The sequence below is a fragment of the Streptomyces sp. NPDC006309 genome, assembly GCF_040613095.1.
Taxonomy (GTDB): Bacteria; Actinomycetota; Actinomycetes; order Streptomycetales; family Streptomycetaceae; genus Streptomyces.
The window spans coordinates 68,034-92,801 of sequence record NZ_JBEXRO010000020.1 but is presented as its reverse complement, the minus strand read 5'-3'; the positions used below and the strand labels follow the sequence as shown (position 1 = coordinate 92,801).

Genomic DNA, 24,768 nt, shown 5'->3' with positions numbered 1-24,768 from the left:
GTCCAGGGGGGACCGTGGAGGAACGCATCGACCTCGCCGCACCGGCCGTCCGCTGGCTGCGGGAGAAGGACACGCTGCGCGAACCCACGGTCCTCCAGTCGTTCGCCTTCGACGAGGTCCACCACCACCTCTACGTCCTCCAGCTCACCCGGGGCGGCCGGGACGCCGGCGACCTGTGCCTCAACCGCCTCGACCTCCAGGGCCGGCGCCTCGGCCACATGTACCTCAGGGGCTTCGGGCACGGTGTGAGCATGGGCGTCCAGCACGACACCGACGGCACGGTGTGGCTCTGGACGGAGGCCGACGCCGCCGGCGGCTACGGCCGGGGCGTCACCCGCTTCCGGTTCGCGAACGGGGCCACCCGCACGGCCGGGGACGTCCGGATCCGCCACCCGGTCGAGGGCTCGCACGCCAACCAGCCCACGGTCTGCCCGGCCACCGGCCGCCTGGCCGTCCGCTACCGCCTGCGCGGCACCCCCCGCTACCGCGTCTGGGACCTGGCCGCCTTCACGGCCCGCGACTACGGCTCCCCGCTCGCCGACCTCCCCCAGACCGGCGCCCACCCCGACCCGGCCGCCCCCTTCCAGGGGTACGCCCTGCACGGCGACCACCTCTACCAGCTCGCGGGCTCCGCCTACGACCCGCGCACCAACCCGCCCGCCGGCCACGGCGACACCCACCTGTCCTGCCTGGACATCCGCACCGGCGAACTCCTCGCCCGCCACCGCACCGAGGCGGCGTACTCCCTCGACCACCGCGAGCCGGAGGGCCTCGCCGTCCGCCGCACCGGCACCCCGCGCCTGTACCTGGGGTTCGCGTCGGGCCGGGAGGGCGCACGCAGGTTCTCGCTCTACTACAAGTGATCCCTCTGCAAGTGATCCCTCACCGGCGCGGCTCCCCGCCGTCCTCCCCTTCCACGCCCTCCTCGCCGGGTGGTTCGCCGGGCGGGGGTTCGCCCAGTGTCCGCAGTGCCGTCCGGGCCGCCGGTACGCCCAGGGGCGAGAAGTACGGATTGATCCGCAGCGCCTCCTCCAGATGCCGCCGCGCGGGCCCGTACAGGTCCAGCTCGCCCTCGATCATGGCCCGGTGGAACGCGTACAGCGCGCTGCGCACCCCGCCGCCCTTGGTCTTGTCCGTCGCCGCGGTCGCGTAGACCAGCGCCTCCGTGTCCTCCCCGGCCCGGTGCAGCGCCCAGCCCAGCGCGTCGGCCACCTCGGTCCCCGGCTGCCGCCGCCACTCGTCCCGCAACCGCTCCACGGCGTCCGGCGCGTCCCCGTGGTCCGCCTCGAACCGCCCGATCAGCAGCTCCTCGTCGACCCCGCCCGCCACCGCCTGCCCCACCGCCGCCCGCAACCGCGCGTACTGCTCCGCGGCGAGCCGCTCCTGCCCCCGCGACTCGTACAGCTCACCCAGCTCCAGCAGGACCGCCGGGTCCGGCTGCCGGGCGAGGGTGGCGCGGTACTCGCTCAGCGCCTCCGTCGTACGCCCCAGCGCGGCCAGCGTCCGGGCCCGCCCGGCCGGCGCCGCCGGCTGCTCCGGGTCGAGGCGCAGCGCGGCCTCGAAGTGCCGCAGCGCGTCCGGCAGGTCCCCGCGCTCCCAGGCCAGCTGACCGACCCCGGTCAGCCACGCCGCCCGCTCGGCCGGGGTGCGGGCGGCGGCCGCCGCGTCGGTCAGCTGGGCCACCGCGTCCTCGCGCCAGCCCCGGTCCCGGTACACGGCCGCGGCCCGCGCCATCACGGCCGGCCGCGCCTGAGCGCCGGTGCGCAGGCCCAGCAGCTTGTCCAGGGCCCGCTGGGCCGCCTTGTGGTCGCCGAGCCCGGTGTACGCGTCGATCAGCGGCGGATACGCCGACCACCTACCGGGCGCAGCCTTCAGCGCCTCCTCGCCGTACCGTTTCGCCGCCGGAAAGTCCCGGCGGGCCAGTGCCAGCGCGGCCAGCCCGTCCAGCGCCTCGGTGTTCCGCGTGCCGCGCACCTCCAGCGAGGTCCGCAGCGCCCGGTCGGCCCGCGGGTAGTCCGCCGTGTCACCCGTCCGGCGGCCCCGCTCCGCGTACGCCGCCCCGAGCACCGCCCACGCCCGCGCGTCCCGCGGCCGCGCCCGCACCCGCTGCTCCTGGCGGGCCACGAGCGCCGTCAGGCCGGGCAGCGCGGCCGGCACCCCGTAGGTCACCGCCGTCAGCGCCGGCGCCCGCGGGGGCGGGCCCGCGGCGGGCGGCACAGCGGGCTGCCCCTCCTGCGGCAGCGGCATCAGCACCACGCCCGCGGCGGCACCGCCCGCGAGCGTGGCGACCAGCACCCGCCCCAGCGTCCGCCGGAAACGGCGCGGCGGCCCGGCCGGCAGGGATGTACCCGGCTCGCACAGTCGGTCGTTCACAGGTCCTACTGTGCGTCAATATGACGAACACATCCGGGTGGCCCAAGGGCGGCGCGGACGGGGTTCACACCGATGGCCGCGAGTGCGAACCTGTGATCATGAGCCGTATCGAAGCGACGCACGACGCGGAGACGAGCACTCTCACCGACCGGCTCCTGGCCGGCCTGCCGCCCGAGGCCGTCCTGACCGACCCCGACGTCACCGCCTCCTACTCCCACGACATGGCGAGCTTCTGCCCGGCCGGCGCCCCCGCCGTCGTCGTACTGCCACGCACGGTCGAAGAGGTGCGGCACGTCATGCGCACCGCCACCGAGCTGCGCGTCCCGGTCGTCCCCCAGGGCGCCCGCACCGGCCTGTCCGGCGGCGCCAACGCCACCGACGGCTGCATCGTGCTCTCCCTCACGAAGATGGACCGCGTCCTGGAGATCAGCCCCGTCGACCGGATCGCCGTGGTCGAGGCCGGCGTGGTCAACGCGGTCCTGTCCCGCGCGGTGGAGGAGCACGGCCTGTACTACCCGCCGGACCCCTCCAGCTGGGAGACGTGCACCATCGGCGGCAACATCGGCACGGCCTCCGGCGGGCTGTGCTGCGTCAAGTACGGCGTGACCGCCGAGTACGTCCTCGGCCTGGACGTCGTCCTCGCCGACGGCCGCCTGCTGACCACCGGCCGCCGCACCGCCAAGGGCGTCGCCGGCTACGACCTGACCCGCCTCTTCGTCGGCTCCGAGGGCTCCCTCGGCATCGTGGTCCGCGCCGTCCTCGCCCTGAAACCCCGGCCACCCCGGCAGCTCGTCCTGGCCGCCGAGTTCCCCTCCGCGGCCGCCGCCTGCGACGCCGTCTGCCGCGTCATGGCGGGCGGTCACGTCCCCTCCCTCCTCGAACTGATGGACCGTACGACCGTCAAGGCCGTCAACTCCCTCGCCCGCATGGGCCTGCCGGAGACCACCGAGGCGCTGCTGCTGGCCGCCTTCGACACCCCGGACCCCGCCGCCGACCTGGCCGCCGTCGGCGCCCTGTGCGAGGCGGCCGGCGCCACCCAGGTCGTCCCCGCCGAGGACGCCGCCGAGTCCGAACTGCTGCTCCAGGCCCGGCGGCTCGCGCTGACCGCGCTGGAGGCGGTCAAGGGCACGACGATGATCGACGACGTGTGCGTGCCCCGCTCCCGGCTCGGCGCCATGCTGGAGGGCGTCGAGCGGATCGCCGCCGCGTACGGCCTCACCATCGGCGTCTGCGCGCACGCCGGTGACGGCAACACCCACCCCACCGTCTGCTTCGACGCCGGCGACCCCGACGAGTCCCGGCGGGCCCGCGAGTCCTTCGACGAGATCATGGCCCTGGGGCTGCGGCTGGGCGGCACCATCACCGGCGAACACGGCGTCGGCGTGCTGAAGAAGGAGTGGCTGGCCCGCGAGATCGGCCCCGTCGGGGTGGAGATGCAGCGGGCGGTGAAACAGGTCTTCGACCCGCTCGGCATCCTCAACCCCGGCAAGCTGTTCTGACCGTCGGGCCGGGGTCACCGGGCGAGCAGCTCGTCGAGTGCGCCGTCGATGCCCAGCCGGCCGCCCTCCGTCCCCGGCGGCACCACCCGCAGCGTCCGCTCCAGCCACGCCGACACCTGCGGGGCCGGCGCCCGCAGCAGCGCGTCGCCGTCCGGGGAACTCAGCGCCAGCAGGACGACCCGGTGCCCGTCCGCCGTCGCCGGCCACACCCGTACGTCCCCGTCCCCGCACGGCCGGAACACCCCCTCCACGAGCAGCTCGCGGGCGAACGTCCAGCCGACCGGGTGCTCGGCGTCGATGTGGAAGGTGACGTGGACGGCGTAGGGGTCGTCGGAGCGGTGGTCCAGCCGGGCCGGGACCGGGATGCTCCGTTCCGGCGACACAATGAGTCTCAGCTCCAGCTCCCGTTCCACCACGGTGTGACGCATGACCTGGGTTCCTCTCCGGTCGGGGCCGCTCGGACCGGGCCCGTACCGGGGGAGAGGCGGCGGGGGCCGGGTCATTACGCGGGTCCGGGGGAGTTCTCGGCGCGGTGTCCGGGGGACGGGCACGGCGTTGCCCGGAAAGGAGTGGGTCCTGCGGGAGTGGCGGTGGGGGATGCCCGGGTCTGATAGATGTGGAGGCTCCCATCCCACCCCCGAGCAGATACGGGACGACGGACATGAGCGCCCCAACCCCGGCCGCAGGTGATGACAGGCCCCGCGAGGGCTACTACCCGGACCCGTCCATCCCCGGTTACGTCCGGTACTGGAACGGCGCCTCCTGGGTGCCCGGCACCAGCCGCCCGGCGCCGCAGGACGGCGAACCGCTCATCCCGCCGGCCGGTATCCGCCCCGCGGCCCCGTCCGTCGAGGAGACGGGCCCCCACTTCTTCGACGAGGACCCGGCCGACCCCGTACGGCAGCCGCACCCCGGCCCGACCGGTCCCGCCGACCCGTGGCCCCACACGGACGACGAACAGGACGCGCGGGGCGCGCCGTGGGGCCGGCCGGCCGACCCGGGCCGGTCCGACGGGGTCGGCGCGTTCGGCGGCACAGGTGGGTCCGGTGAGCCCGGTGGGTTCGGTGGCACCGGCGGGTCCGGTGCGCCCGAAGCGGCGGGTGCCTCAGGTGGCGCGCCGGGCGCGACCGGCGTTCCCGGGCCGGGGGAGCGGTGGGGCGGGGGCGGACAGCCGGACGGATCGGCCCAGCCCGGCCACCTGGGCCACCCGGGTCAGTCCGGCCACCTCGGTCACTCGGGCCTCCCCGCTCAGCCCGGCCACCCCGACCACCACCTCGGTCACCTGGACCTCCCCAGTCAGTCCGGCCACCCTGACCACCGCGGTCACTCCGGCCTCTCCAGTCAGCCGGGTCACCCTGACCACAGGGGCCACCCAAGCCTCCCCGGCCTGCCCGGTCAGTCCAGCCACCCCGGCTTCCCGGCTCAGTCCGGCCACCCTGACCGTCCTGGCCTCTCCGGCCTCCCCAGTCAGTCGAGCCACGCTGGTCACACTGCCCACCCCAGCCTCCCCAGTCAGTCCGGGCACCCCGGCATCCAGGGGGACGCCGGGCGGGTCGACGGCTGGGGGGTGGATCCCCGGGTTCCGGCCGGGCCGGCCGACGGCCGGGTCGGCTCCCGTACCGACGGCGCCGCGACGACGCCCCCGGTGGAGGACGAGGCCCCGGACCCCGGCACCTTCCTCTTCCGGCGCCCGATCCCCGGTCCGGCGGCCCGCACGGACGACGGCACGACGACCTTCCGCCCGGTACCGCCCGGCCCGGCCGGGGCGACCGGCGCGGAGGGCGGCGCGTCCGGCGGCCCGGACTCCGGTCCGGCCGGTTTCGGTACCCAGGGCCCGGTCGCCGCGCCCACGCCGACGGCCCCCGCCTCCTCGCCCCCGGCCGGCAACCACGGCTTCGGCGCCGGAAAGGCCGCCGCCGCCCGCGCCACCGCCGCACCGGCGCCCGAGGTCCCGCAGAACGCGCGGGGCGCGCGGCCGGGCCCGGCCGCGCCCGCCGTGACCCCGCCCGTGCCCCAGCAGCCCGGCGCCCCCGCCACCCCGCTGACCAGCGGCGCCGGCGGCGGTCAGTCGTCCTGGGCGCAGCAGGTGCACCAGCTGGCCGGGGGCGGGGACGAGCAGCCGCCGGCGCCGTGGAAGCCGCCGGTGGAGGACGTGTTCCAGGCCGCCGCCCGCCGTCAGGCAGCCGCGCGGCCCGCCGGGCTCGGCAAGCGGTTCGCGGCCCGGCTGATCGATCTGCTGGTGCTGGGAGCCGTGACGGCCGCAGCCGCGGTGCCGCTCGGCCTGCGGGCCGCGGACCATGTGCAGGAGAAGATCGACGCGGCCCGGCTGTCCGGCCGTACCGTCACCGTCTGGCTGCTCGACGGCACGACGGGCACCAGCCTCGGCATCGTCCTCGCCGTCCTGCTGCTCGCCGGAGTCCTGTACGAGGTGCTGCCCACCGCCCGCTGGGGCCGCACACTCGGCAAGAAGGTGTGCGGCCTCCAGGTGCGGGACATCGAGGGGCACGAGCCCCCGGCGTTCGGTCCGGCGCTGCGGCGCTGGCTGGTGTTCAGCGTGCCGGGGCTGCTCGTCGTCGGTGTCGTGGGCATGCTGTGGTGCCTGTTCGACCGGCCGTGGCACCAGTGCTGGCACGACAAGGCGGCCCACACGTTCGTCGCCGGCTGACGCGGCACGGACGGCCGTAGTCCGTACGGACGCCCTCCGGATGCGGAGCCGGAAGGGCCGCGGTGCACTCGGGCCATGATCAGCGAACCGCCCTCCGGCTCCGGACCCACGCCCCCGCCGCCCGGCGGCGGCCCGACACCCCCGTACGGCGGCGGCCCGTACGACGGCGGTGGCGGCCCCGGTTACCCCGGTGACCCCCTGGCCGGTATGCCCCCGCTCGCGGACAGCGCCCGGCGGACGCTCGCGAGGATCATCGACATGGTCCTCGTCGGTGTCGTCGTCTCGCTGCTCACCTGGGCCTTCGGGCTGCGGGTGTACTCCGTCGACAACGACCGCATGCAGGTCGGCCGGTCCGTCGCCCCGGCCGTCATCATGGCCGTGCTCTACGTCCTCTACGACACCGTCATGATCAGCAGATCGGGGCAGACCCTCGGCAAGAAGTGGCTCGCCATGCGGGTGGCCGACCTGGACAACGGGACCACCCCCTCCGTGCAGACCGCGCTGATCCGCTCCCTGGTGCTGTGGCTGCCGTTCGCCTTCTGCTGTTGCTGCCTGTGGACGGCGATCGCGGGCGGATGGAGCTTCTTCGACAAGCCGTACAAGCAGGGTCTGCACGACAAGGCGGCCAAGACGGTGGTGGTCAGCACCGGTTGAGACCGGCCGGCCGGCCGGTCGCCGCGCGGGCCGCGCGGACGCCGCGGGGGTGAGCAGCCGGGCCCGGCGCCCGGTCAGAAGGACGTGGGGACGCGCTCCTCGGCCGGTGCGGTCTCGGCGGGCGCCTGCGCCGGGCGGGACCGCGGGGCGGGGGCCGTCAGGGCGACCAGCAGGCCCAGGGCGAGGGCGGCGAGGGCGATGACGCTGATCCCGACGGCCGAACTCGCCTGCGACAGCAGCAGCATGGCGAACGTCGAGAGGATCACGGTGCAGACACCGTAGGCGAGCTGTGCGGCGGTCGGACGAGGCATGGCAATCGGTCCTCGGCGGTTTCGGGGATGGGGTGCCGTGGGGCTCTCTTGGCGTGCATGCCCGAGCGGGACGCCCGGTAAGCGTGGCCTAACCCACGGTACCGGTGCACGGGGGGCGCACGGAGACACCGGTCCCGCCGGACGGGCGGCTTCCTGCGCCGGTCGCCGGGGCGACACGTGTCCGTAAAGCGGACGCCATCTCCGCATAGTGCACTTGTCCTGCTCAAGTCAAGGTCTGTCTTTTCTGTCAAACCTCTAGTCAAATGTCGTCACTTGATACACGCGTTGATCGAGCGCGCACGGATTCCTCCATGCCCTGGAACCCCCTGTCCGTGCGCGCGGCGCGGGGGAGGAACTCAAGTGACCAGCAGATCCTGGACGTTCAGAGCGGCCGCCATCGGCGTGACGCTCGCGGCGGCCTCCGCCACGTTCGCCACCTTCGCCGTCGCGGAGGCGGGCACGCAGCGCCCGGCCGCGGCCGCCAACCGGCACGACCCGGCTCCGGTGAAGCAGCAGAAGCACGACCTGGACGGCCCCCTGAGCAAGACCCAGGACGCCCAGCGCGAAGAGGCCCTGAAGCAGCTCATATCGGGCAAGGCCACCGCGCAGGAGCGCAACGGCTCCAAGGTCGTCAAGCTCAAGAGCGGCAAGGGCCGGAGCAAGTACGTCGAGCTGAGCCGCGAGAAGACCGACAAGATCTTCACGATCCTCGTGGAGTTCGGGAACCGGACGGACCCCAAGTACGGGGGCACCGCGGGCCCGCTGCACAACACGATAGCCGCGCCGGACCGCAAGAAGGACAACTCCACGGCCTGGCAGAAGGACTACGACCAGAAGCACTACCAGGACCTGTACTTCGGCACCGGCAAGAAGACCGAGTCGCTGAAGAAGTACTACGAGAAGCAGTCCTCGGGCCGCTACTCGGTCTCCGGTGAGGTCACCGACTGGGTCAAGGTCCCCTACAACGAGGCCCGTTACGGCAACAACGCGTGCGGCCAGACCAACTGCCCGAGCGTGTGGAACGTCGTCAGCGACGGTCTGAACGCCTGGGTCGCCCAGCAGAAGAAGGCGGGCAAGTCCGACGCCGACATCAAGGCGGACCTGGCCAAGTACGACCAGTGGGACCGCTACGACTACGACGGCGACGGCAACTTCAACGAGCCCGACGGCTACGTCGACCACTTCCAGATCGTGCACGCCGGTGAGGACGAGTCCGCGGGCGGCGGCGCGCAGGGCAAGGACGCCATCTGGGCGCACCGCTGGTACGCCTTCGGCACCGACGCCGGCGCCACCGGCCCCACCAGCAACAAGCTCGGCGGCACGCAGGTCGGCGACACCGGCGTCTGGGTCGGCGACTACACCATCCAGCCGGAGAACGGCGGCCTCGGCGTCTACGCCCACGAGTACGGCCACGACCTCGGCCTGCCGGACGAGTACGACACCGCCGGCGGCGACAACTCCACCGGTTTCTGGACCCTGATGTCGTCCGGTTCCTGGCTGGGCACCGGCAAGGAGTCCATCGGCGACCTGCCCGGCGACATGAACGCCTGGGACAAGCTCCAGCTGGGGTGGCTGAACTACGACAGCGCCAAGGCGGGCAAGCAGTCCACGCACAAGCTCGGCCCGGCCGAGTACAACACGTGGGACAAGCAGGCCCTCGTGGTGTCCCTGCCGGACAAGGCCGTCACCACCACGATCACCCAGCCCGCCGAGGGTTCGACCCAGTGGTGGAGCGGCAGCGGCAACGACCTGAAGAACACGCTGACCCGGACCGTGGACCTCACCGGAAAGTCGTCGGCGAACCTCAGCCTGGACGGCTGGTGGGCCACCGAGGAGGGCTACGACTACGTCTACACCGAGGTGTCGACGGACGGCGGCGCCAACTGGACGGCCCTGGACGGCACGGCGGACGGCCAGGCCCTGCCGCGTGACGCCAGCGGCAAGCCGGCGCTGACCGGCTTCTCCCAGACGCACAAGAAGCTGTCGTTCCCGCTCGACGCCTACGCGGGCAAGAAGATCGACGTGCGCTTCCGCTACGCCACCGACGGCGGTGTCGCGGAGAACGGCTTCACGGCCGACGAGATCACCGTCACCGCCGACGGCGCCCCGGTCTTCTCGGACAACGCCGAGACCGCGGACGCCGGCTGGACCGCGGCCGGCTTCTCCCGGGTCGGCGCGTCGTTCACCAAGAACTACGCGCAGTACTACATCGCCGAGAACCGCCAGTACGTGTCGTACGACAAGACGCTCAAGAGCGGCCCGTACAACTTCGGCTTCGCGTCGCGCCCCGACTGGGTGGAGCACTACCCCTACCAGAACGGCCTGCTGGTCTGGAAGTGGGACACCTCCCAGGCGGACAACAACACGAACGAGACCAACGGTCACCCGGGCACCGGTCTGATCCTGCCGGTCGACTCGCACCCGAAGGCGCTGAAGTGGGCCGACGGCACGCTGCTGCGCAACCGCATCCAGGCGTACGACTCCCCGTTCAGCCTCTACGGCACGGACGGCATCACCCTGCACAAGGCCGACGTCGCCCTGAAGATCAAGGCGTCGAAGGGTGTCCCGGTCTTCAACGACCACACCGGCACCTACTACGACGCCTCGAACCCCACCGGCGGCGTCAAGGTCACTGACACCAACACCAAGATCACGATCGTCAAGGAGGCCAAGGACGGCTCCACGATCCGGCTCAAGGTCGGCCCCGCGGTGAAGTAGTCCACATCACCGCAGGTCACAAGCGTATCGGCGGCAACCCCTTGGCGGGTTGCCGCCGGTCGTGTTTAGGTGCGTCCTGTGGACCGCTTATTGACACCGACCCGGACGGGGATGTGACCGCATGGCCGCTGGAGGCTTCTGCAAGCTGCCGGACGACACGGTGGTGGTGGCACTGAACCTGCCCAGCCCCGCCGGAGTGCCGGCCGGGGTGCGGGTCCTGGTGCACGCCCGGAACCGGGCGCGGGCCCTGACCCGGCTGCGCAACCTGGGGCTGCGGGCGGTCTACCTGCGGGGCAACGCGCTGCCTCCCACACCGGACGAGGTCACGGCGGTGCTGCACCATCCCGACGGCCTGATATGGCGCACGGCCGCGGACAACGGTGTCACCGTGACGGAGCTGTGGCAGCCGATCAGGGCCCTGCTGCGCCGGCCGGCCGCGCGCGCCTGAGCCCCGTCGCCCGGTCAGACGGCGGGCTTGCCGGTCAGCTCCACGCCCGCCTCGCGCAGCTCCCGCAGCGCGCGCGTGGTGGTCTCCTCGGCGACGCCCGCGGTCAGGTCCAGCAGCACGTGGGTACGGAAGCCCTCCCGCACGGCGTCCAGCGCGGTGGCGCGCACGCAGTGGTCCGTGGCGATGCCGACGACGTCCACCTCGTCGATCTCCCGGGAGCGCAGCCAGTCGGCGAGCGCGACCCCGTTCTCGTCGGTGCCCTCGAACCCGCTGTAGGCCGCCGCGTACGCCCCCTTGTCGAACACGGCGTCCACCGCGCCGGAGGCGACGGCGGGGGCGAAGTTCGGGTGGAAGCCGACGCCCTCCGTGCCCGCGACGCAGTGCGCGGGCCAGGAGCGGACGTAGTCGGGGTCGTCCGCGAAGTGGCCGCCGGGCGCGATGTGGTGGTCACGGGTGGCGATCACATGGCGGTATCCGGTGCCCGCCGCCTGGCCGATCAGCTCGGTGACGGCGGCGGCCACGTCCGCACCGCCGGACACCGCGAGGCTGCCTCCCTCGCAGAAGTCGTTCTGGACGTCTACGACGATCAGGGCGCGGCGCATGGCGGGTGTCCTTAGGGTGAGGAGGCAGGTGACTGAGACTAGGGACTTACCGGCCGGTGCGGGAGGGGACGGACGGCGCTCCCGCTCCCGGCCGTGTCGTCCTAGCTACCCGAGCCCCCGTGGACGTACTCCGTCGGGAGGACGGGTTCGCCCCGGGACAGCTGGGTGGCGGACAGCGGCAGCTTCGCGCGGGCCGCGATGTGGCGGTCGCGCGGTACGTCCAGCGGCTCGCGGGCGATCACCTCGCCGCCCTTGACCAGCTGGACCTGGAGCTCGCGGCCGGCCAGCCCGGACGGGACCGGCCCGGTGCCCACGACCTCGGCCTCGGCGACGCCCTCCGCGTCGGTGCGGCGCGCGGCCCACTTGCGTCCGCCGACGGAGGTCTTGCCGCCGCTGGACTTCTTCGCGACCGGCACCAGCGGCGCCTTGGGGTCGGCGCTCTCGGCGCGGGCGACCAGCTTGTAGACCATGGACGCGGTCGGGTGCCCGGAGCCGGTGACCAGCTGGGTGCCGACGCCGTACGCGTCCACGGGCGCGGCGGCCAGCGAGGCGATGGCGTACTCGTCCAGGTCGGAGGTCACGATGATCTTGGTGCCGGTCGCGCCCAGCTCGTCCAGCTGCTGGCGCACCCGGTGGGCCACCAGCAGCAGGTCGCCGGAGTCGATGCGGACGGCGCCCAGCTCTGGTCCGGCCACCTCCACCGCCGTACGGACGGCCTCGGTGACGTCGTAGGTGTCCACCAGCAGGGTCGTGCCGCGGCCGAGGGTGTCGACCTGGGCCCGGAAGGCGTCGCGTTCACGGTCGTGCAGGAGGGTGAAGGCGTGGGCCGAGGTGCCCACGGTCGGGATGCCGTAGCGGAAGCCCGCGGCCAGGTCGGAGGTGGTCGTGAAGCCGCCGACGTACGCGGCCCGCGCGGCGGCCACGGCGGCCAGCTCGTGGGTGCGCCGGGCGCCCATCTCGATCAGCGGGCGGTCACCGGCGGCGGAGGCCATGCGGGAGGCCGCCGCGGCGATCGCCGAGTCGTGGTTGAGGATGGAGAGGATCACGGTCTCCAGCAGGACGCACTCGGCGAAGCTGCCCTCGACGCGCATGATCGGCGAGCCCGGGAAGTAGACCTCGCCCTCGGGGTAGCCCCAGACGTCGCCGCTGAAGCGGTAACCGGCGAGCCATTCGAGGGTCTCCTCGTCGACGATCCCCTGCTCGCGCAGGAAGCCGAGGACGCCGGCGTCGAAGCGGAAGTTCTCGACCGCGTCCAGGACGCGCCCGGTGCCGGCCACCACGCCGTAGCGCCGTCCGTCCGGCAGCCGCCGGGTGAAGACCTCGAACACGCTGCGTCGTTCGGCCGTGCCGGCCTTCAGCGCGGCCCGCAGCATGGTCAGCTCGTACTGGTCCGTGAAGAGTGCCGTCGAGGGAACATCCACCGGCAGCCCAAGGTCCGCTGTGTTCATGGCAAGATAGTACCCCCATCTCGTCAGTGTGACGATTTATCCTGCGCGTGGCAGCATGGGCCTGTGACGTCACCCGCGCCCGTAGAGATCGAACGCACCGAGTCGGCGGAGGAGGTCTTCGCCGTACCCGAGCCCGACGTCCCCTGGGTCACGATCGTCCACAACGACCCGGTCAACCTCATGAGCTACGTGACGTACGTCTTCCAGACGTACTTCGGCTACTCCAAGGACAAGGCCACCAAGCTCATGCTCGACGTCCACCACAAGGGCCGGGCGGTCGTCTCCAGCGGGAGCCGCGAGGAGATGGAACGCGACGTGCAGGCGATGCACGGTTACGGTCTGTGGGCCACCCTTCAGCAGGACCGGAAGTAGCGACCGACCACATATGCCCGGACACTTCGAACCGCTCCCCGGCGGCGGCGCGGCCGTCGCGCTCGACGACGTCGAGATCTCCATCATCCGGTCGCTGGCCGTCCAGCTCCTGGAGCTGATCGGCCCCGGCCCCGGTGCCGACACCCCCGACGACCCCCTCGCCGAGCTGTTCGCCGAGGGGCCGAGCGAGCCGCCCGCGGACCCGGTGCTGCGCCGGCTCTTCCCGGACGCCTACACCGATCCCGAACAGGCCCCCGCCTCACCGGCCGACGCCGAGGAGCGACGGGCGCACTCCGCCGAGTTCCGCCGCTTCACCGAGAACGACCTGCGCGCCGGCAAGCGGGAGAGCGCGCTGACGGTGATCCGCACCCTGGACGCGCTCGCCCCGGTGGACGACGACGGGGCGGTGCTCGAACTCTCCCCCCAGGAGTCCCGGCAGTGGCTCGGCGCCCTCAACGACCTCCGGCTGGCGATCGGCGCCCGCCTGGAGATCACCGACGAGGACGACACCGACCTGCTCTACCGGCTCCCGGAGGAGGACCCGCGCAAGCCGATGGTGCTGGCCTACCTGTGGCTGGGCGGTCTCCAGGAAACCCTGGTCACGACCCTTATGCCGTAATCCGGTCATTTCTCTGCGTCACCGTTCGCTCAGAGGACGCTCAGATCCGGATAACGATCCCGTCACCGTTGCGGCCGGTTTTGACGCGTCCGGACACCTTTTGTCCACTTCTTCTTGTGTGATGCACCACACCGTGCCCCTGTGATCAGTGTTGCGGCCGTGATAAATCTTCACGACCGCCCGGCGAAGACCACCCATGTCTCGGCCGGGTGCGCCACCGAGCCGACGACCGTCGGCCAGGCAACAGCTCCAGAAATCCAGGGGGATCGAGACCCGGTCCGAGGCCGACGAAAGGCCCGGATCGGCATGGAGAAAGGCGCACCACACATGACCTCAGCGCAGGTCGACCAGCATCGCGACGGCAATGAGGCCGCGCGGGCCGAGGATCACGAGGGCGGCGAGGGGTACCAGCGCGGGCTCGGTTCCCGGCAGATCCAGATGATCGCCATCGGCGGTGCCATCGGCACCGGCCTCTTCCTCGGCGCGGGCAAGGGCATCTCCAAGGCGGGCCCCAGCCTGATCCTGGCGTACGCCATCGCGGGCCTCGTCATCTTCTTCATCATGCGGGCACTCGGCGAGCTGCTGATGTACCGCCCGGTGTCGGGTTCGTTCTCGGAGTACGCGCGCGAGTTCATCGGCCCGTTCGCCGGTTTCGTCACCGGCTGGACGTACTGGCTGTTCTGGGTGGTCACGGGCATCACCGAGGTCACCGCGGCCGCCGCCTACATGACGTACTGGTGGAACATCCCGCAGTGGATCTCGGCGCTGATCTTCACCGTCGTCCTGTACGGCGCCAACCTGATCTCCGTGAAGCTCTTCGGTGAGCTGGAGTTCTGGTTCTCCATGGTCAAGGTCACCGCCATCATCGGCATGATCCTGATCTGCGCCGGCATCCTCACGATCGGCTTCTCCGACGCCGGTGACACCGCCTCCGTCAGCCACCTGTGGAACGAGGGCGGCTTCTTCCCGCACGGCGTCGGCAGCACCCTGATGACCCTCCAGATGGTCATGTTCGCCTTCCTCGCCGTCGAGCTGGTCGGTGTGACCGCGGGCGAGTCCAAGGACCCCAAGACCGTGCTGCCCAAGGCGATCAACACCGTGCCGTGGCGCATCGCCGTCTTCTACGTCGGCGCGCTGATCATGATCCTGTCGGTCGTGCCGTGGACCGCCTTCCACCCGGGTGTCAGCCCGTTCGTGGCCGCGTTCCAGAAGATGGGCCTGGCCGCCGGCGCCGGCATCGTGAACTTCGTCGTGCTCACCGCGGCGCTGTCCTCCTGCAACTCCGGCATGTACTCCACCGGCCGCATGCTGCGCGACCTCGCGCTCAACAGCCAGGGCCCGAAGGTCTTCACCCGGCTGACGCCCAGCGGTACCCCGCTCGTCGGCACGTCGGTCTCCGCCGCGCTGATGCTGGTCGGCGTGTGGATCAACTACCAGTGGCCGGGCAAGGCGTTCGACTACGTGGTGTCCTTCGCGACCATCTCCGGCATGTGGGCGTGGATCGTCATCCTGTTCTGCCAGATCCGCTACCGCGCCAAGTCCGACCGCGGTGAACTGCCCCGCTCGGAGTTCCGTGCGCCGGGCGCCCCGTTCACCAGCTGGTTCGCGCTCGCCTTCATCGGCATGGTGATCGTCATGATGGGCATCGACAAGGACGCCCGGGTCTCGCTGTACTGCGCGCCGCTGTGGGCCCTGATCCTCGGCGTCGCCTACCTGGTGCTCAAGCGGCGCAACCCGGAGGCCGCGGCCTTCCGCAAGCGCTGAGGGGCCGGGGCACCCCGGAGAACACCCTTCCCAGGACGTCCTGCCGCCGGGAGCACTCGTGGCGCCCCCGGCGGCCGCCGCTCAGGACGTCCGGCATGTGGGCCGTCCCGTACCGACCCCCGGTACGGGACGGCCCCTCTGCTTATCCTGACCCCCATGCTGACCATCACCCAGGCCCTGTACGACCGAATCGTCGCCCACGCGCGCGAGGACCACCCCGACGAGGCGTGCGGCGTGGTCGCCGGCCCGGCGGGCTCCGGCCGCCCCGAGCGGTTCGTCCCGATGCTCAACGCGGCCCGCTCGCCCACCTTCTACGAGTTCGACTCCCAGGACCTGCTCAAGCTCTACCGCGAACTGGACGACCGCGACGAGGAGCCGGTGATCATCTACCACTCCCACACCGCGACCGAGGCCTACCCCTCCCGCACGGACATCTCCTACGCCAACGAGCCCGGCGCCCACTACGTCCTGGTCTCCACGGCCGACACCGACGGCGCCGGCGAGTTCCAGTTCCGCTCGTTCCGCATCCTCGCCGGTGAGGTCACCGAGGAGGAGGTCGAGGTGGTCGAGGCGTACCCCTCGCCGTGACCCCGCAGGCACCTCGTCTCACTCCACGAACGAATCCCGTCCGGGATGTGGGAAGACCCTCCGGGAAACGCCGCGGGAATCGATACGATGAGCGCATGGTTTTCCACGACGTGAGCGAGAAGACGCCGGGCGCACTGCTCGTGGCGCGGCTGCACGTCGACCTGTGCAGGCTCGCCAGCGCCATCTGTTGACGCCGGCCCCGCCGCCGTACGGCCGTGAGCCGCGGCGTCCAGACCCGCGTACGCCACCCGTGCGCCCCGCGCCGCCGCGCGCCCACCGACCCGACACCTTCCGACAGGAGCCCTGAGCCATGGCCATCGAGGTCCGCATCCCCACCATCCTCCGCACGTACACCGACGGCCAGAAGGCGGTGGAGGGCAGCGGGAACACTCTCGCCGAGCTGTTCGCCGACCTCGAGGCCCGGCACGCGGGCATCCAGGCCCGCATCGTGGACGGCGACCAGCTGCGCCGCTTCGTCAACGTGTACCTGAACGACGAGGACGTCCGCTTCCTGGACGGCATCAACACCAAGCTGTCCGACGGCGACAACGTCACGATCCTGCCGGCCGTGGCCGGCGGCATGCGCTGATCGGCCGCTGACCAGCGATGCGTTACGACTCCCCGCTGGCCGCGGTGGGCAACACCCCCCTGGTGCGCCTGCCGCGGCTGTCGCCGTCCTCCGAGGTCCGCATCTGGGCCAAGCTGGAGGACCGCAACCCCACCGGCTCGGTCAAGGACCGTCCCGCCCTGCACATGATCGAGCAGGCGGAGAAGGACGGCCGGCTGACCCCGGGCTGCACCGTCCTGGAGCCCACCTCCGGCAACACCGGCATCTCCCTCGCCATGGCGGCCAAGCTCAAGGGCTACCGCATGGTGTGCGTGATGCCGGAGAACACCTCGCGGGAGCGCCGGGAGCTGCTCGGCATGTGGGGCGCCGAGATCATCCCCTCGCCGGCCGCCGGCGGCTCCAACACCGCGGTACGCGTGGCCAAGGAGCTGGCCGCCGAGCACCCCGACTGGGTGATGCTCTACCAGTACGGCAACCCGGACAACGCGGGCGCCCACTACGCCACGACCGGCCCGGAGATCCTCGCCGACCTCCCCTCGATCACCCACTTCGTGGCCGGGCTCGGCACCACCGGCACCCTCATGGGCGTCGGCCGCTACCTGCGCGAGCACAAGCCGGACGTCAAGGTCGTCGCCGCCGAACCCCGCTACGACGACCTGGTGTACGGGCTGCGCAACCTCGACGAGGGCTTCGTCCCGGAGCTGTACGACGCCTCCGTGCTCACCACCCGCTTCTCCGTCGGGTCCGCCGACGCCGTCACCCGCACCCGCGAACTCCTCCAGCAGGAGGGCATCTTCGCGGGCGTCTCCACCGGCGCGGCCCTGCACGCGGCGATCGGCGTCGGCAGGAAGGCCGTCCAGGCGGGCGAGAGCGCCGACATCGTCTTCGTCGTGGCCGACGGCGGCTGGAAGTACCTCTCCACCGGCGTCTACACGGCGGCCACCACGGAGGAGGCCATCGAGACGCTCCAGGGCCAGCTCTGGGCATAGGGGATCCGACCGCGCCGGTGGTACGTCACAGCTGTACCAGGAAACACCGGGAAAGCGGACACCGGCAGAAAGGCGGACCCCATGCGCCGTACGACGCCCCTCGCCCTCACGGCGGCAGCACTGCTCCTCGCGGGCTGCGGCTCCCGGCAGGCGGACACCGGGAGCGGCGGCAAGGCGTCGGCGCCGCCGTCCCCCAGCCGGTCCGCGGGCGGCTGCACCGGCCACGCGGAGCTGACGGCCGCCGACCACGGCCGTACCGTCTGCGTGGCCCAGGGCGGTGAACTCCGCCTCACCCTGGACGGCACGCGGGCCCGCCCGTGGAAGCCGGTCAGCGCGAGCGGTACCGCTCTGCGGGGCATCAACGCGGGCTTCGTCCTGCGGCCGGGTGACGCCACGGCCGCGTACCGGGCGGTGGCCGCCGGCACGGTGAGGCTCAGCTCGTCCCGCCCGCTGTGCGCCGAGCCCACCGCACCGGGCGGGGTCTCCTGCAAGGGCATCGAGGAGTGGACGGTGACCGTGCGGGTGGGCTGACCCGCCGGTTCAGCCCGCGAGGTGGCGTACCTGGTCCCACAGGACCGGGTCGACCACGCCCACCCGGCGCCGGAAGTGGCCCACCGGGACCTCACGCAGTTCGTCGGTCTCCAGGAAGCTGGGCCGGCCCCGGGCGTCGCCGACCGCGCCCGGCGGCAGCGGGATCACCCCGCTGCGCTCGTCGCGGTACTTGCTGGTGATCTTCGCGACCGTCGCCCGGTCGCCGCGCACGGCCAGCACCAGGCAGGGCCGGTCCTTCACCGCGGCCCGGTCCTCGTAGGGCACGTCCGCCCACCAGATGTCGCCGGGGGAGGGCCGTGCCGCGTGGGCCGTCCGCGTGCCCGCCCGGCCCGGGGGCCGCAGCCGCCGCCCGCCCGGCCGACGGCCGCGGCCCCAGCCGTCGACGAGCGTGGCGACCAGCGCCAGCAGTACCACCGCCGCGAGCGCCAGCCACCAGGACGTGTCCATACGACGACGTTACCGGCGCGCGCCGCACATCGCGCGCCCTCCGGTGAATCCTCCGACCCGGGTCCAGCCGAACCGGTGACAGCACAGGTGAGTTCGCCCACAACGGCCCCTGGCGAAGGAGCGACCCGCGCTCGCGCGCCTTACGCTCGACGCACCGCACGACCCCCCTCAGCCCCCATCCCGACCGGCCTTCCCGTCCCGCCCACCGGTTTCCCGCCAGCGGAGGTTTCTGCTTCATGAAGCTCACCGTCGTCGGCAGCTCGGGGTCGTTCCCGTCCGCGGAATCGGCCTGTTCGAGCTACCTCCTCGAGGCCGACGGCTTCCGGCTGCTTCTCGACATGGGCAACGGCGCCCTCGGCGAGCTCCAGCGCCACTGCGGTCTCTACGACCTCGACGCGATCTTCCTCAGTCATCTGCACGCCGACCACTGCATCGACATGTGCGCCTACTTCGTGGCGCGCTACTACCGCCATGACGGCGGCCGGTGCGGGCCCGTCCCGGTCTACGGCCCCGAGGGCACCGAGCACCGGCTGACCACGGCCTACGCGGACACCCCCTCCGCCTCCTCCATGAGCGAGGTCTTCGACTTCCACACGGTCAAGCCGTCCACGTTCGAGATCGGCCCGTTCACCGTGCACACGGAGCGGGTCCGCCACCCCGTGGAGGCGTACGGCATCCGGATCGAGCACGGCGGTGCGTCCCTGACGTACTCCGGCGACACGGGCGTCACCGCGACGCTGGACGAGCTGGCCCGGGACACCGACCTGTTCCTGTGCGAGGCCGCGTTCACGTACGGCAAGGAGAGCATTCCCGACCTGCACCTCAACGGCCGTGAGGCGGGTGAGACGGCGGCCCGCGCGGGCGCCCGCCGCCTGGTGCTCACCCACATCCCGCCGTGGACCGACCCCCTGGTGAACCTGCGGGACGCCCGCCAGGTGTTCGCCGGGCCGGTGGCGCTGGCGGCGCCGGGACAGACGTACGACATCTGAAGCCGGCATGCGCGGGGCCCCGGAACCGTCCTGGTTCCGGGGCCCCGCGCGTCGTCCGGGCCGGCCGGGCTACTTGCCCTCGGCCTTCTGGAGTTCGGCCAGTTCCTCGTCGGACTCGCGGCCCGGCGTGGGCAGGTCGAACCGGGTGATCGCGAAGCGGAAGACCACGTAGTAGACGACCGCGAAGCACAGACCGACCGCGACCAGGCCCCACGGGTTGCTGGCGATGCCCAGGTTCAGGCCGAAGTCGACGACGCCCGCCGAGAAGCCGAAGCCGTCCTTCATGCCCAGCGCCCAGGTCAGCCCCAGCGAGAGGCCGGTGAGGACCGCGTGGATGGCGTACAGCACCGGCGCGATGAACATGAAGGTGAACTCGATGGGCTCGGTGACGCCGGTGACGAAGGACGTCAGTGCCAGCGAGAACATCATGCCGCCGACGACCTTGCGGCGCTCGGGCCGGGCGCAGTGGACGATGGCCAGGCAGGCGGCCGGCAGGGCGAACATCATGATCGGGAAGAAGCCGGTCATGAACTGGCCCGCGTGCGGGTCGCCGGCCAGGAAGCGCGCGATGTCACCGCTCTTGCCGTGGTACTCGCCCGCCTGGAACCACGGGAACGAGTTCAGCAGGTGGTGCATGCCGATCGGGATCAGCGCACGGTTGGCGACACCGAAGATGCCCGCGCCCACGGCGCCCGAACCGACCAGCCACTCGCCGAAGTTGTGCAGACCCGTGCCGAGGACCGGCCAGATGTAGCCGAAGACGATGCCGAGGAGGAGACCGGCGAAGGCCGACAGGATCGGGACGAGACGACGGCCGCCGAAGAAGCCCGCCCAGTCGGGCAGCTTGGTGCGGTAGAAGCGCTGGTACAGCAGGGCCACGACTATGCCCATCACCACGCCGCCGAGGACCTTGGCGTCCACCGGGGCGCTCACCATGTGGACCTTGCCGTCGACGACGGTGGCCACCTTCGGCAGGTTCTTGTCGGTGAACGTGCCGAGCACGTTCTTGAAGACCAGGTAACCGGTGACCGCGGCGAGGGCGGTGGAGCCGTCCGACTTCTTCGCGAAGCCGATGGCGATGCCCACCGCGAACAGCAGCGCCATGTTGTCGAGGATGGCGTTGCCGCCGGCGGCCATGAAGGACGCGATCTTCGTCAGGAAGGCCGGGAAGGACGGGCGTCCCAGCATGTCGGTGTTGCCGAGGCGCACCAGCAGGGCGGCGGCCGGCAGCACGGCCACCGGCAGCATCAGGCTGCGCCCGATACGCTGGAGGACGGCCATCACGCCGGCGCCCTTTTTCTTCTGGTCGGCCGCGGGAGCGGCGCTGGCCGTGGTCACAACTTCCTCCGGTAAGCAGGGCGCCGCCCGGGAACCGAGGAGGGGGACGGCAGCGTCTCTGGTCTACACCACTCACTGGTGTAGACCTGTTGTAGCACGATGAACGCTGGATAAGGAACCCACGAATCCGCGGTCAGGGCGCTACAGCGCGTACTCGTCCGGCCGGCCGCCCGGACCCCCGCTCACCGCACGTTGTCGCGGTCCATCTCCTCCGCCACCTCGGCCGGTTCCCGTCCCGGCGTCCGCAGGTCGAACCGCGTGATCGCGAACCGGAAGAGGGCGTAGTACACGGCCGCGAAGGCCAGGCCGATCGGGATGACCGCCCACGGTCTCGTCGCGAGGTTCCAGTTGATGACGTAGTCGATCAGGCCCGCGGAGAAACTGAAGCCGTCGTGCACCCCGAGCGCCCAGCTCGCCCCCAGGGAGACGCCGGTGAGCACCGCGTGGACGGCGTACAGCGCGGGCGCGACGAACAGGAAGGAGTACTCCAGGGGTTCGGTGATGCCCGTCACGAAGGACGTCAGCGCGACGGAGAGCATCAGGCCGCCGACCTCCTTGCGGCGCTCCGGCCGGGCGCAGTGCGTGATCGCCAGCGCGGCGGCCGGCAGCGCGAACATCATGATCGGGAAGAAGCCCGTGGTGAACTGGCCGGCGTGCGGATCGCCCGCCAGGAACATGTTGATGTCCCCGTGCACGGGCTTGCCGCCCGGTGGCGTGTAGGTGCCGAACTGGAACCAGACGGGCACGTTCAGGAACTGGTGCAGGCCGATGACGAGCAGCGCCCGGTTGGCCAGGCCGAACAGGCCGGCGCCCCACGCGCCCAGGTCCCGAAGCCAGTGCGCGAAGCTCTCCAGGGCGCCGCCGATCGGCGGCCAGACCCACAGGCACAGGGCCGCGAAGGCGATCGCGGCGAACGCCATGATGATGGGGACGAGGCGGCGGCCGTTGAAGAAGCCGAGCCAGTCCACCAGCCGCGTGCGGTGGTAGCGGGCCCAGAAGAAGGCCGTCAGCAGACCCATCACGATGCCGCCGAACACCCCGGGGTTCTGGAAGGTGAACGGCGCCACCGCGCCGACGCCCGCCCCGACGCTCACCTGGCAGCCGACGTCCGGGACCGTCGTGGAGCCGCCCGGGCAGCGCTGGGGGAACTGGTGCAGGACGTTGTAGTAGACGAGGAACCCGGCCACCGCCGCCAGCGCCGTGGAGCCGTCCGACTTCTTCGCCATGCCGATCGCGACGCCCACGCAGAACAGCAGCGGCAGACCGAGGGAGCCGTCGAGCAGCGCGCCGCCCGCGCCCTTCATCACCTTCGAGACGTCGGTCCAGCCCAGGCCCTGGTCGCCGAACACGTCGGGCTGGCCCAGCCGGTTCAGGATGCCGGCTGCCGGCAGCACCGCGATGGGCAGCTGGAGGCTGCGGCCCATCTTCTGGAGGCCCTGGAACAGCCGGTTGAAGTGGGCCCGGGCGGGGCTCACCACGCTCTCGGCACTCATGGCGTCCTCTCCGGGGCGCCCGACCGGGAGGCGGTTTGGCGACCTTCCCCAGGGTGGTGTAGACCAGTCGGCGGACGGTTCCGCTGTCGTGAACGCCATCATTCGGCACGGACGGCATGACCGCTCGCCAAGATGGGCCAACTGTGGGTTACTGCGACAAAGCGGTTCGGATCAGGGAGAAGGAACATGGCCAGCAAGGCTGAGAAGATCGTCGCCGGGCTCGGCGGCATCGACAACATCGAGGAGATCGAGGGCTGCATCACCCGGCTGCGCACCGAGGTGTCCGACCCCGAGCTCGTCAACGAGGCCGCCCTGAAGGCCGCCGGTGCCCACGGCGTCGTCAGGATGGGCACCGCCATCCAGGTCGTCATCGGCACCGACGCCGACCCGCTCGCCGCGGAGATCGAAGACATGATGTGAGCACCCCGGCTCACCGGTGAACCCGGTTCACCCCGAGGGGCTCTTCCCGATACGGGAGGAGCCCCTTCCGCCTGTGCCGATAGGCTCGTCGGCATGTCTCGCATCGACGGCCGTACCCCCGAACAGCTCCGCCCGGTCACCATCCAGCGAGGATGGAGCAAGCACGCCGAGGGCTCCGTCCTCGTCTCCTTCGGTGACACCCGGGTCCTCTGCACCGCCTCCGTCACCGAAGGCGTCCCGCGCTGGCGCAAGGGCAGCGGCGAGGGCTGGGTCACCGCGGAGTACGCCATGCTGCCCCGCGCCACCAACACCCGCGGCGACCGTGAGTCCGTCAAGGGCCGGATCGGCGGCCGCACCCACGAGATCTCCCGGCTCATCGGCCGCTCCCTGCGCGCCGTCATCGACTACAAGGCGCTCGGCGAGAACACCGTCGTCCTCGACTGCGACGTCCTCCAGGCCGACGGCGGCACGCGCACGGCGGCCATCACCGGCGCCTACGTCGCCCTGGCCGACGCCGTCGCCTGGGCCCAGGGCAGGAAGCTCGTCAAGGCCGGCCGGCAGCCGCTCACCGGCACCGTGAGCGCCGTCTCGGTCGGCATCGTCGGCGGCGTCCCGCTGCTCGACCTCTGCTACGAGGAGGACGTGCGCGCCGAGACCGACATGAACGTCGTCTGCACCGGCGACGGCCGCTTCGTCGAGGTCCAGGGCACCGCCGAGGCCCAGCCCTTCGCCCGCGCGGAACTCGACGCCCTGCTCGACCTCGCCGTCGCCGGCTGCGCCGACCTGACCGCACTCCAGCAGGCCGCCCTGGCGCGGACCCAGGAGAGCTGAGCGCGTCCGTCCGGCGGTGGGCGGAGACGCCGGCGGCCGGGCGGGGACACCGGCGGGTGCCGGGGTGCCGGGGTGCCGGCGCCGGGTGTCGGCGAGGGTCGGCGGTGCCCGGCGGCAGCTGACCTCCGGCACCGGGCGGTGGTGACGGCGGCGTGGGGGGCCGCGGTTACGGGGTGACGTTCCAGCGGCCGTCGGTGCCCGGAACGTCCGGGGAGACGGCCAGGGTGCGGTCGGGGGTGTCTCCCAGGTCAAGGCGCCGGTGGGGGAGCGCTCGAGGTACGTGTACCGCACCGTGGCGCCGGCGGGCAACTGGACGCTGCCCGCCGGTGCGGGCAGGCGCTCGCGGTGGTGCCCAGGGGGGCGGCCTCGGCCGGGTCCCGGCCGCCCGGCTGCGGGGCGCTGCCCGGAGACCCTGCCGGAGACCAGGAGCGCCTCGCCCTCCGTGGTGGCCGGCACGCGGAAGGTGACGGATGCGTCCCCTGCCGTGGCCGCTCGGGCGCGGGGAGCCGTGCCCGTGCCCGGCGCGATGCCGAACCCCCGGACGCCGGCGGCAACCCGGCGGGGCTCCCCGGCGTCCCTGTGAGTACGGGCGCGCGACCTGTCGGTGTGCGCCCGGCCAGCCGTACCAGGGAGGGGACCCCATCATGGCCGCCAGCCGACGCGCACGCCGGCGCCGCGTGACCGCCATCGCCGCCGCCGTGGCCGCCGCCGCGCTCACCGCCGGCCTCACCACGGGCTGCGACGCCGTGAACAAGGCCCTGGACTGCGTGCAGTCCGCCGACGCCATCGCCGACAGCGTCACCGACCTCCAGCAGGCCGTGGAGAACGCCGCCGACGACCCCTCCCGGACCGACGCCTCGCTCGACTCCATCGAGAAGAGCCTGCGCAAGATCGGCGACAAGACGGACGACACCGACGTGAACAAGGCCGTGGACGACCTGAACCAGGCCATCGGCAACGTCCGCGCCGCCATCCGCGACGGCGACCGGACCCCCGACGTCGGTCCCGTCACCGACGCGGCCGGCGAACTCACCAAGGTCTGCACGTCGTAGGGGCGTAAGGGGGGCGGGCCGTGGGGGC

27 protein-coding genes and 1 pseudogene are annotated in these 24,768 nt (G+C 72.3%); 19 read left to right on the top strand and 9 right to left on the bottom strand.

Features of this window, described 5'->3' with window-relative positions:
- Positions 1 to 14: 14 nt before the first annotated feature.
- Positions 15 to 863: a Teichoic acid biosynthesis protein C (Precursor) gene (locus tag ABZ117_RS24310; RefSeq protein ID WP_356823880.1), complete on the top strand. Its 849-nt coding sequence runs from the start codon at positions 15 to 17 to the stop codon at positions 861 to 863.
- A gap of 19 nt (positions 864 to 882) precedes the next feature.
- Here the strand turns inward: ABZ117_RS24310 and ABZ117_RS24305 are convergent, their stop codons facing one another.
- The gene (locus ABZ117_RS24305; protein WP_356823879.1) at positions 883 to 2,373 is read right to left on the bottom strand and encodes a tetratricopeptide repeat protein; all 1,491 of its coding nucleotides are present in this window, start codon (positions 2,371 to 2,373) and stop codon (positions 883 to 885) included.
- Between the two features lie 92 nt (positions 2,374 to 2,465).
- Between ABZ117_RS24305 and ABZ117_RS24300 the strand changes: the two genes are divergently transcribed.
- Positions 2,466 to 3,872, top strand: a complete 1,407-nt coding sequence (locus tag ABZ117_RS24300) for an FAD-linked oxidase C-terminal domain-containing protein (RefSeq protein ID WP_356823929.1) — start codon at positions 2,466 to 2,468, stop codon at positions 3,870 to 3,872.
- 14 nt (positions 3,873 to 3,886) lie between these two features.
- Here the strand turns inward: ABZ117_RS24300 and ABZ117_RS24295 are convergent, their stop codons facing one another.
- A complete protein-coding gene (locus ABZ117_RS24295; protein WP_356823878.1) occupies positions 3,887 to 4,300 on the bottom strand; it encodes an SsgA family sporulation/cell division regulator in 414 nt (137 codons plus the stop codon).
- Between the two features lie 233 nt (positions 4,301 to 4,533).
- Between ABZ117_RS24295 and ABZ117_RS24290 the strand changes: the two are divergent.
- Positions 4,534 to 4,626, top strand: a pseudogene (locus ABZ117_RS24290) (DUF2510 domain-containing protein); the annotation flags it as partial.
- A 351-nt stretch (positions 4,627 to 4,977) separates the two neighbouring features.
- On the opposite strand, the gene ABZ117_RS24285 reads toward ABZ117_RS24290, so the two are convergent.
- Positions 4,978 to 5,181, bottom strand: coding sequence for a hypothetical protein (locus ABZ117_RS24285; RefSeq protein ID WP_356823931.1), 204 nt, complete (start codon positions 5,179 to 5,181; stop codon positions 4,978 to 4,980).
- 78 nt (positions 5,182 to 5,259) lie between these two features.
- On the opposite strand from ABZ117_RS24285, the gene ABZ117_RS24280 reads away from it, so the two are divergent.
- Positions 5,260 to 6,537 carry an RDD family protein gene (locus ABZ117_RS24280; RefSeq protein WP_356823928.1) on the top strand — a complete coding sequence of 426 codons (1,278 nt, stop codon included), beginning with the start codon at positions 5,260 to 5,262 and terminating at the stop codon, positions 6,535 to 6,537.
- A gap of 75 nt (positions 6,538 to 6,612) precedes the next feature.
- A complete protein-coding gene (locus ABZ117_RS24275) occupies positions 6,613 to 7,191 on the top strand; it encodes an RDD family protein (protein WP_356823877.1) in 579 nt (192 codons plus the stop codon).
- Positions 7,192 to 7,265: 74 nt separating this feature from the next.
- Here ABZ117_RS24275 and ABZ117_RS24270 read toward each other — a convergent pair whose 3' ends face one another.
- Positions 7,266 to 7,502, bottom strand: coding sequence for a hypothetical protein (locus ABZ117_RS24270; RefSeq protein ID WP_356823876.1), 237 nt, complete (start codon positions 7,500 to 7,502; stop codon positions 7,266 to 7,268).
- Between the two features lie 360 nt (positions 7,503 to 7,862).
- Between ABZ117_RS24270 and ABZ117_RS24265 the strand changes: the two genes are divergently transcribed.
- Together ABZ117_RS24265 and ABZ117_RS24260 are read left to right on the top strand one after the other, a co-directional pair.
- Positions 7,863 to 10,220, top strand: a complete 2,358-nt coding sequence (locus tag ABZ117_RS24265; RefSeq protein WP_356823875.1) for an immune inhibitor A domain-containing protein — start codon at positions 7,863 to 7,865, stop codon at positions 10,218 to 10,220.
- A gap of 121 nt (positions 10,221 to 10,341) precedes the next feature.
- Positions 10,342 to 10,668: a hypothetical protein gene (locus tag ABZ117_RS24260; protein ID WP_356823874.1), complete on the top strand. Its 327-nt coding sequence runs from the start codon at positions 10,342 to 10,344 to the stop codon at positions 10,666 to 10,668.
- A 14-nt stretch (positions 10,669 to 10,682) separates the two neighbouring features.
- Here ABZ117_RS24260 and ABZ117_RS24255 read toward each other — a convergent pair whose 3' ends face one another.
- Positions 10,683 to 11,270, bottom strand: a complete 588-nt coding sequence (locus ABZ117_RS24255; RefSeq protein WP_356823873.1) for a nicotinamidase — start codon at positions 11,268 to 11,270, stop codon at positions 10,683 to 10,685.
- A 101-nt stretch (positions 11,271 to 11,371) separates the two neighbouring features.
- Entirely contained in the window at positions 11,372 to 12,718 is a 1,347-nt protein-coding gene (locus ABZ117_RS24250) for a nicotinate phosphoribosyltransferase (RefSeq protein ID WP_356823872.1), read from the bottom strand.
- 63 nt (positions 12,719 to 12,781) lie between these two features.
- On the opposite strand from ABZ117_RS24250, the gene clpS reads away from it, so the two are divergent.
- The 8 genes from clpS to ABZ117_RS24210 all read left to right on the top strand — a co-directional run bounded on the left by clpS (position 12,782) and on the right by ABZ117_RS24210 (position 18,149).
- A complete protein-coding gene (gene clpS / locus ABZ117_RS24245) occupies positions 12,782 to 13,090 on the top strand; it encodes an ATP-dependent Clp protease adapter ClpS (RefSeq protein WP_189294522.1) in 309 nt (102 codons plus the stop codon).
- Between the two features lie 13 nt (positions 13,091 to 13,103).
- Positions 13,104 to 13,709 carry a DUF2017 domain-containing protein gene (locus ABZ117_RS24240; protein ID WP_356823871.1) on the top strand — a complete coding sequence of 202 codons (606 nt, stop codon included), beginning with the start codon at positions 13,104 to 13,106 and terminating at the stop codon, positions 13,707 to 13,709.
- A gap of 327 nt (positions 13,710 to 14,036) precedes the next feature.
- Positions 14,037 to 15,473, top strand: coding sequence for an amino acid permease (locus tag ABZ117_RS24235; RefSeq protein ID WP_356823870.1), 1,437 nt, complete (start codon positions 14,037 to 14,039; stop codon positions 15,471 to 15,473).
- A 156-nt stretch (positions 15,474 to 15,629) separates the two neighbouring features.
- Complete coding sequence (locus ABZ117_RS24230; protein WP_356823869.1) at positions 15,630 to 16,061, top strand: M67 family metallopeptidase; 432 nt, start codon at positions 15,630 to 15,632, stop codon at positions 16,059 to 16,061.
- A gap of 95 nt (positions 16,062 to 16,156) precedes the next feature.
- Positions 16,157 to 16,252: a putative leader peptide gene (locus ABZ117_RS24225; protein ID WP_309504872.1), complete on the top strand. Its 96-nt coding sequence runs from the start codon at positions 16,157 to 16,159 to the stop codon at positions 16,250 to 16,252.
- A gap of 119 nt (positions 16,253 to 16,371) precedes the next feature.
- On the top strand, positions 16,372 to 16,650 hold the full coding sequence (locus tag ABZ117_RS24220) for a MoaD/ThiS family protein (protein ID WP_356823868.1): 279 nt from the start codon (positions 16,372 to 16,374) through the stop codon (positions 16,648 to 16,650).
- A 17-nt stretch (positions 16,651 to 16,667) separates the two neighbouring features.
- Complete coding sequence (locus ABZ117_RS24215) at positions 16,668 to 17,618, top strand: cysteine synthase (RefSeq protein WP_356823867.1); 951 nt, start codon at positions 16,668 to 16,670, stop codon at positions 17,616 to 17,618.
- Between the two features lie 81 nt (positions 17,619 to 17,699).
- Positions 17,700 to 18,149, top strand: coding sequence for a hypothetical protein (locus ABZ117_RS24210; RefSeq protein WP_356823866.1), 450 nt, complete (start codon positions 17,700 to 17,702; stop codon positions 18,147 to 18,149).
- Positions 18,150 to 18,158: 9 nt separating this feature from the next.
- Here ABZ117_RS24210 and ABZ117_RS24205 read toward each other — a convergent pair whose 3' ends face one another.
- Positions 18,159 to 18,617: a type II toxin-antitoxin system PemK/MazF family toxin gene (locus ABZ117_RS24205; protein ID WP_356823865.1), complete on the bottom strand. Its 459-nt coding sequence runs from the start codon at positions 18,615 to 18,617 to the stop codon at positions 18,159 to 18,161.
- A 236-nt stretch (positions 18,618 to 18,853) separates the two neighbouring features.
- On the opposite strand from ABZ117_RS24205, the gene ABZ117_RS24200 reads away from it, so the two are divergent.
- Positions 18,854 to 19,606: an MBL fold metallo-hydrolase gene (locus tag ABZ117_RS24200; protein ID WP_356823864.1), complete on the top strand. Its 753-nt coding sequence runs from the start codon at positions 18,854 to 18,856 to the stop codon at positions 19,604 to 19,606.
- Positions 19,607 to 19,675: 69 nt separating this feature from the next.
- On the opposite strand, the gene ABZ117_RS24195 is transcribed toward ABZ117_RS24200, so the two are convergent.
- Together ABZ117_RS24195 and ABZ117_RS24190 are read right to left on the bottom strand one after the other, a co-directional pair.
- A complete protein-coding gene (locus ABZ117_RS24195) occupies positions 19,676 to 20,944 on the bottom strand; it encodes a PTS transporter subunit EIIC (RefSeq protein ID WP_356823863.1) in 1,269 nt (422 codons plus the stop codon).
- Positions 20,945 to 21,126: 182 nt separating this feature from the next.
- Positions 21,127 to 22,437: a PTS transporter subunit EIIC gene (locus ABZ117_RS24190; protein WP_356823862.1), complete on the bottom strand. Its 1,311-nt coding sequence runs from the start codon at positions 22,435 to 22,437 to the stop codon at positions 21,127 to 21,129.
- A 186-nt stretch (positions 22,438 to 22,623) separates the two neighbouring features.
- On the opposite strand from ABZ117_RS24190, the gene ABZ117_RS24185 reads away from it, so the two are divergent.
- The 3 genes from ABZ117_RS24185 to ABZ117_RS24175 all read left to right on the top strand — a co-directional run bounded on the left by ABZ117_RS24185 (position 22,624) and on the right by ABZ117_RS24175 (position 24,740).
- Entirely contained in the window at positions 22,624 to 22,857 is a 234-nt protein-coding gene (locus ABZ117_RS24185) for a PTS glucose/sucrose transporter subunit IIB (RefSeq protein ID WP_356823861.1), read from the top strand.
- 93 nt (positions 22,858 to 22,950) lie between these two features.
- The gene (gene rph / locus ABZ117_RS24180) at positions 22,951 to 23,688 is read left to right on the top strand and encodes a ribonuclease PH (RefSeq protein ID WP_356823860.1); all 738 of its coding nucleotides are present in this window, start codon (positions 22,951 to 22,953) and stop codon (positions 23,686 to 23,688) included.
- Between the two features lie 644 nt (positions 23,689 to 24,332).
- A complete protein-coding gene (locus tag ABZ117_RS24175) occupies positions 24,333 to 24,740 on the top strand; it encodes a hypothetical protein (protein ID WP_356823859.1) in 408 nt (135 codons plus the stop codon).
- Positions 24,741 to 24,768 lie beyond the last annotated feature (28 nt).

What these genes read in the sequence shown, in the direction of transcription:
- ABZ117_RS24190 (WP_356823862.1), bottom strand. Translation starts at nt 22,437, where the DNA reads ATGAGTGCCGAGAGCGTGGTGAGCCCCGCCCGGGCCCACTTCAACCGG.
- ABZ117_RS24215 (WP_356823867.1), top strand. Translation starts at nt 16,668, where the DNA reads ATGCGTTACGACTCCCCGCTGGCCGCGGTGGGCAACACCCCCCTGGTG.
- ABZ117_RS24200 (WP_356823864.1), top strand. Translation starts at nt 18,854, where the DNA reads ATGAAGCTCACCGTCGTCGGCAGCTCGGGGTCGTTCCCGTCCGCGGAA.
- ABZ117_RS24225 (WP_309504872.1), top strand. Translation starts at nt 16,157, where the DNA reads ATGGTTTTCCACGACGTGAGCGAGAAGACGCCGGGCGCACTGCTCGTG.
- ABZ117_RS24185 (WP_356823861.1), top strand. Translation starts at nt 22,624, where the DNA reads ATGGCCAGCAAGGCTGAGAAGATCGTCGCCGGGCTCGGCGGCATCGAC.
- ABZ117_RS24210 (WP_356823866.1), top strand. Translation starts at nt 17,700, where the DNA reads ATGCGCCGTACGACGCCCCTCGCCCTCACGGCGGCAGCACTGCTCCTC.
- ABZ117_RS24235 (WP_356823870.1), top strand. Translation starts at nt 14,037, where the DNA reads ATGACCTCAGCGCAGGTCGACCAGCATCGCGACGGCAATGAGGCCGCG.
- ABZ117_RS24230 (WP_356823869.1), top strand. Translation starts at nt 15,630, where the DNA reads ATGCTGACCATCACCCAGGCCCTGTACGACCGAATCGTCGCCCACGCG.
- ABZ117_RS24220 (WP_356823868.1), top strand. Translation starts at nt 16,372, where the DNA reads ATGGCCATCGAGGTCCGCATCCCCACCATCCTCCGCACGTACACCGAC.
- ABZ117_RS24250 (WP_356823872.1), bottom strand. Translation starts at nt 12,718, where the DNA reads ATGAACACAGCGGACCTTGGGCTGCCGGTGGATGTTCCCTCGACGGCA.
- rph (WP_356823860.1), top strand. Translation starts at nt 22,951, where the DNA reads ATGTCTCGCATCGACGGCCGTACCCCCGAACAGCTCCGCCCGGTCACC.
- ABZ117_RS24260 (WP_356823874.1), top strand. Translation starts at nt 10,342, where the DNA reads ATGGCCGCTGGAGGCTTCTGCAAGCTGCCGGACGACACGGTGGTGGTG.
- ABZ117_RS24270 (WP_356823876.1), bottom strand. Translation starts at nt 7,502, where the DNA reads ATGCCTCGTCCGACCGCCGCACAGCTCGCCTACGGTGTCTGCACCGTG.
- ABZ117_RS24240 (WP_356823871.1), top strand. Translation starts at nt 13,104, where the DNA reads ATGCCCGGACACTTCGAACCGCTCCCCGGCGGCGGCGCGGCCGTCGCG.
- ABZ117_RS24175 (WP_356823859.1), top strand. Translation starts at nt 24,333, where the DNA reads ATGGCCGCCAGCCGACGCGCACGCCGGCGCCGCGTGACCGCCATCGCC.
- ABZ117_RS24255 (WP_356823873.1), bottom strand. Translation starts at nt 11,270, where the DNA reads ATGCGCCGCGCCCTGATCGTCGTAGACGTCCAGAACGACTTCTGCGAG.
- ABZ117_RS24205 (WP_356823865.1), bottom strand. Translation starts at nt 18,617, where the DNA reads ATGGACACGTCCTGGTGGCTGGCGCTCGCGGCGGTGGTACTGCTGGCG.
- ABZ117_RS24295 (WP_356823878.1), bottom strand. Translation starts at nt 4,300, where the DNA reads ATGCGTCACACCGTGGTGGAACGGGAGCTGGAGCTGAGACTCATTGTG.
- ABZ117_RS24275 (WP_356823877.1), top strand. Translation starts at nt 6,613, where the DNA reads ATGATCAGCGAACCGCCCTCCGGCTCCGGACCCACGCCCCCGCCGCCC.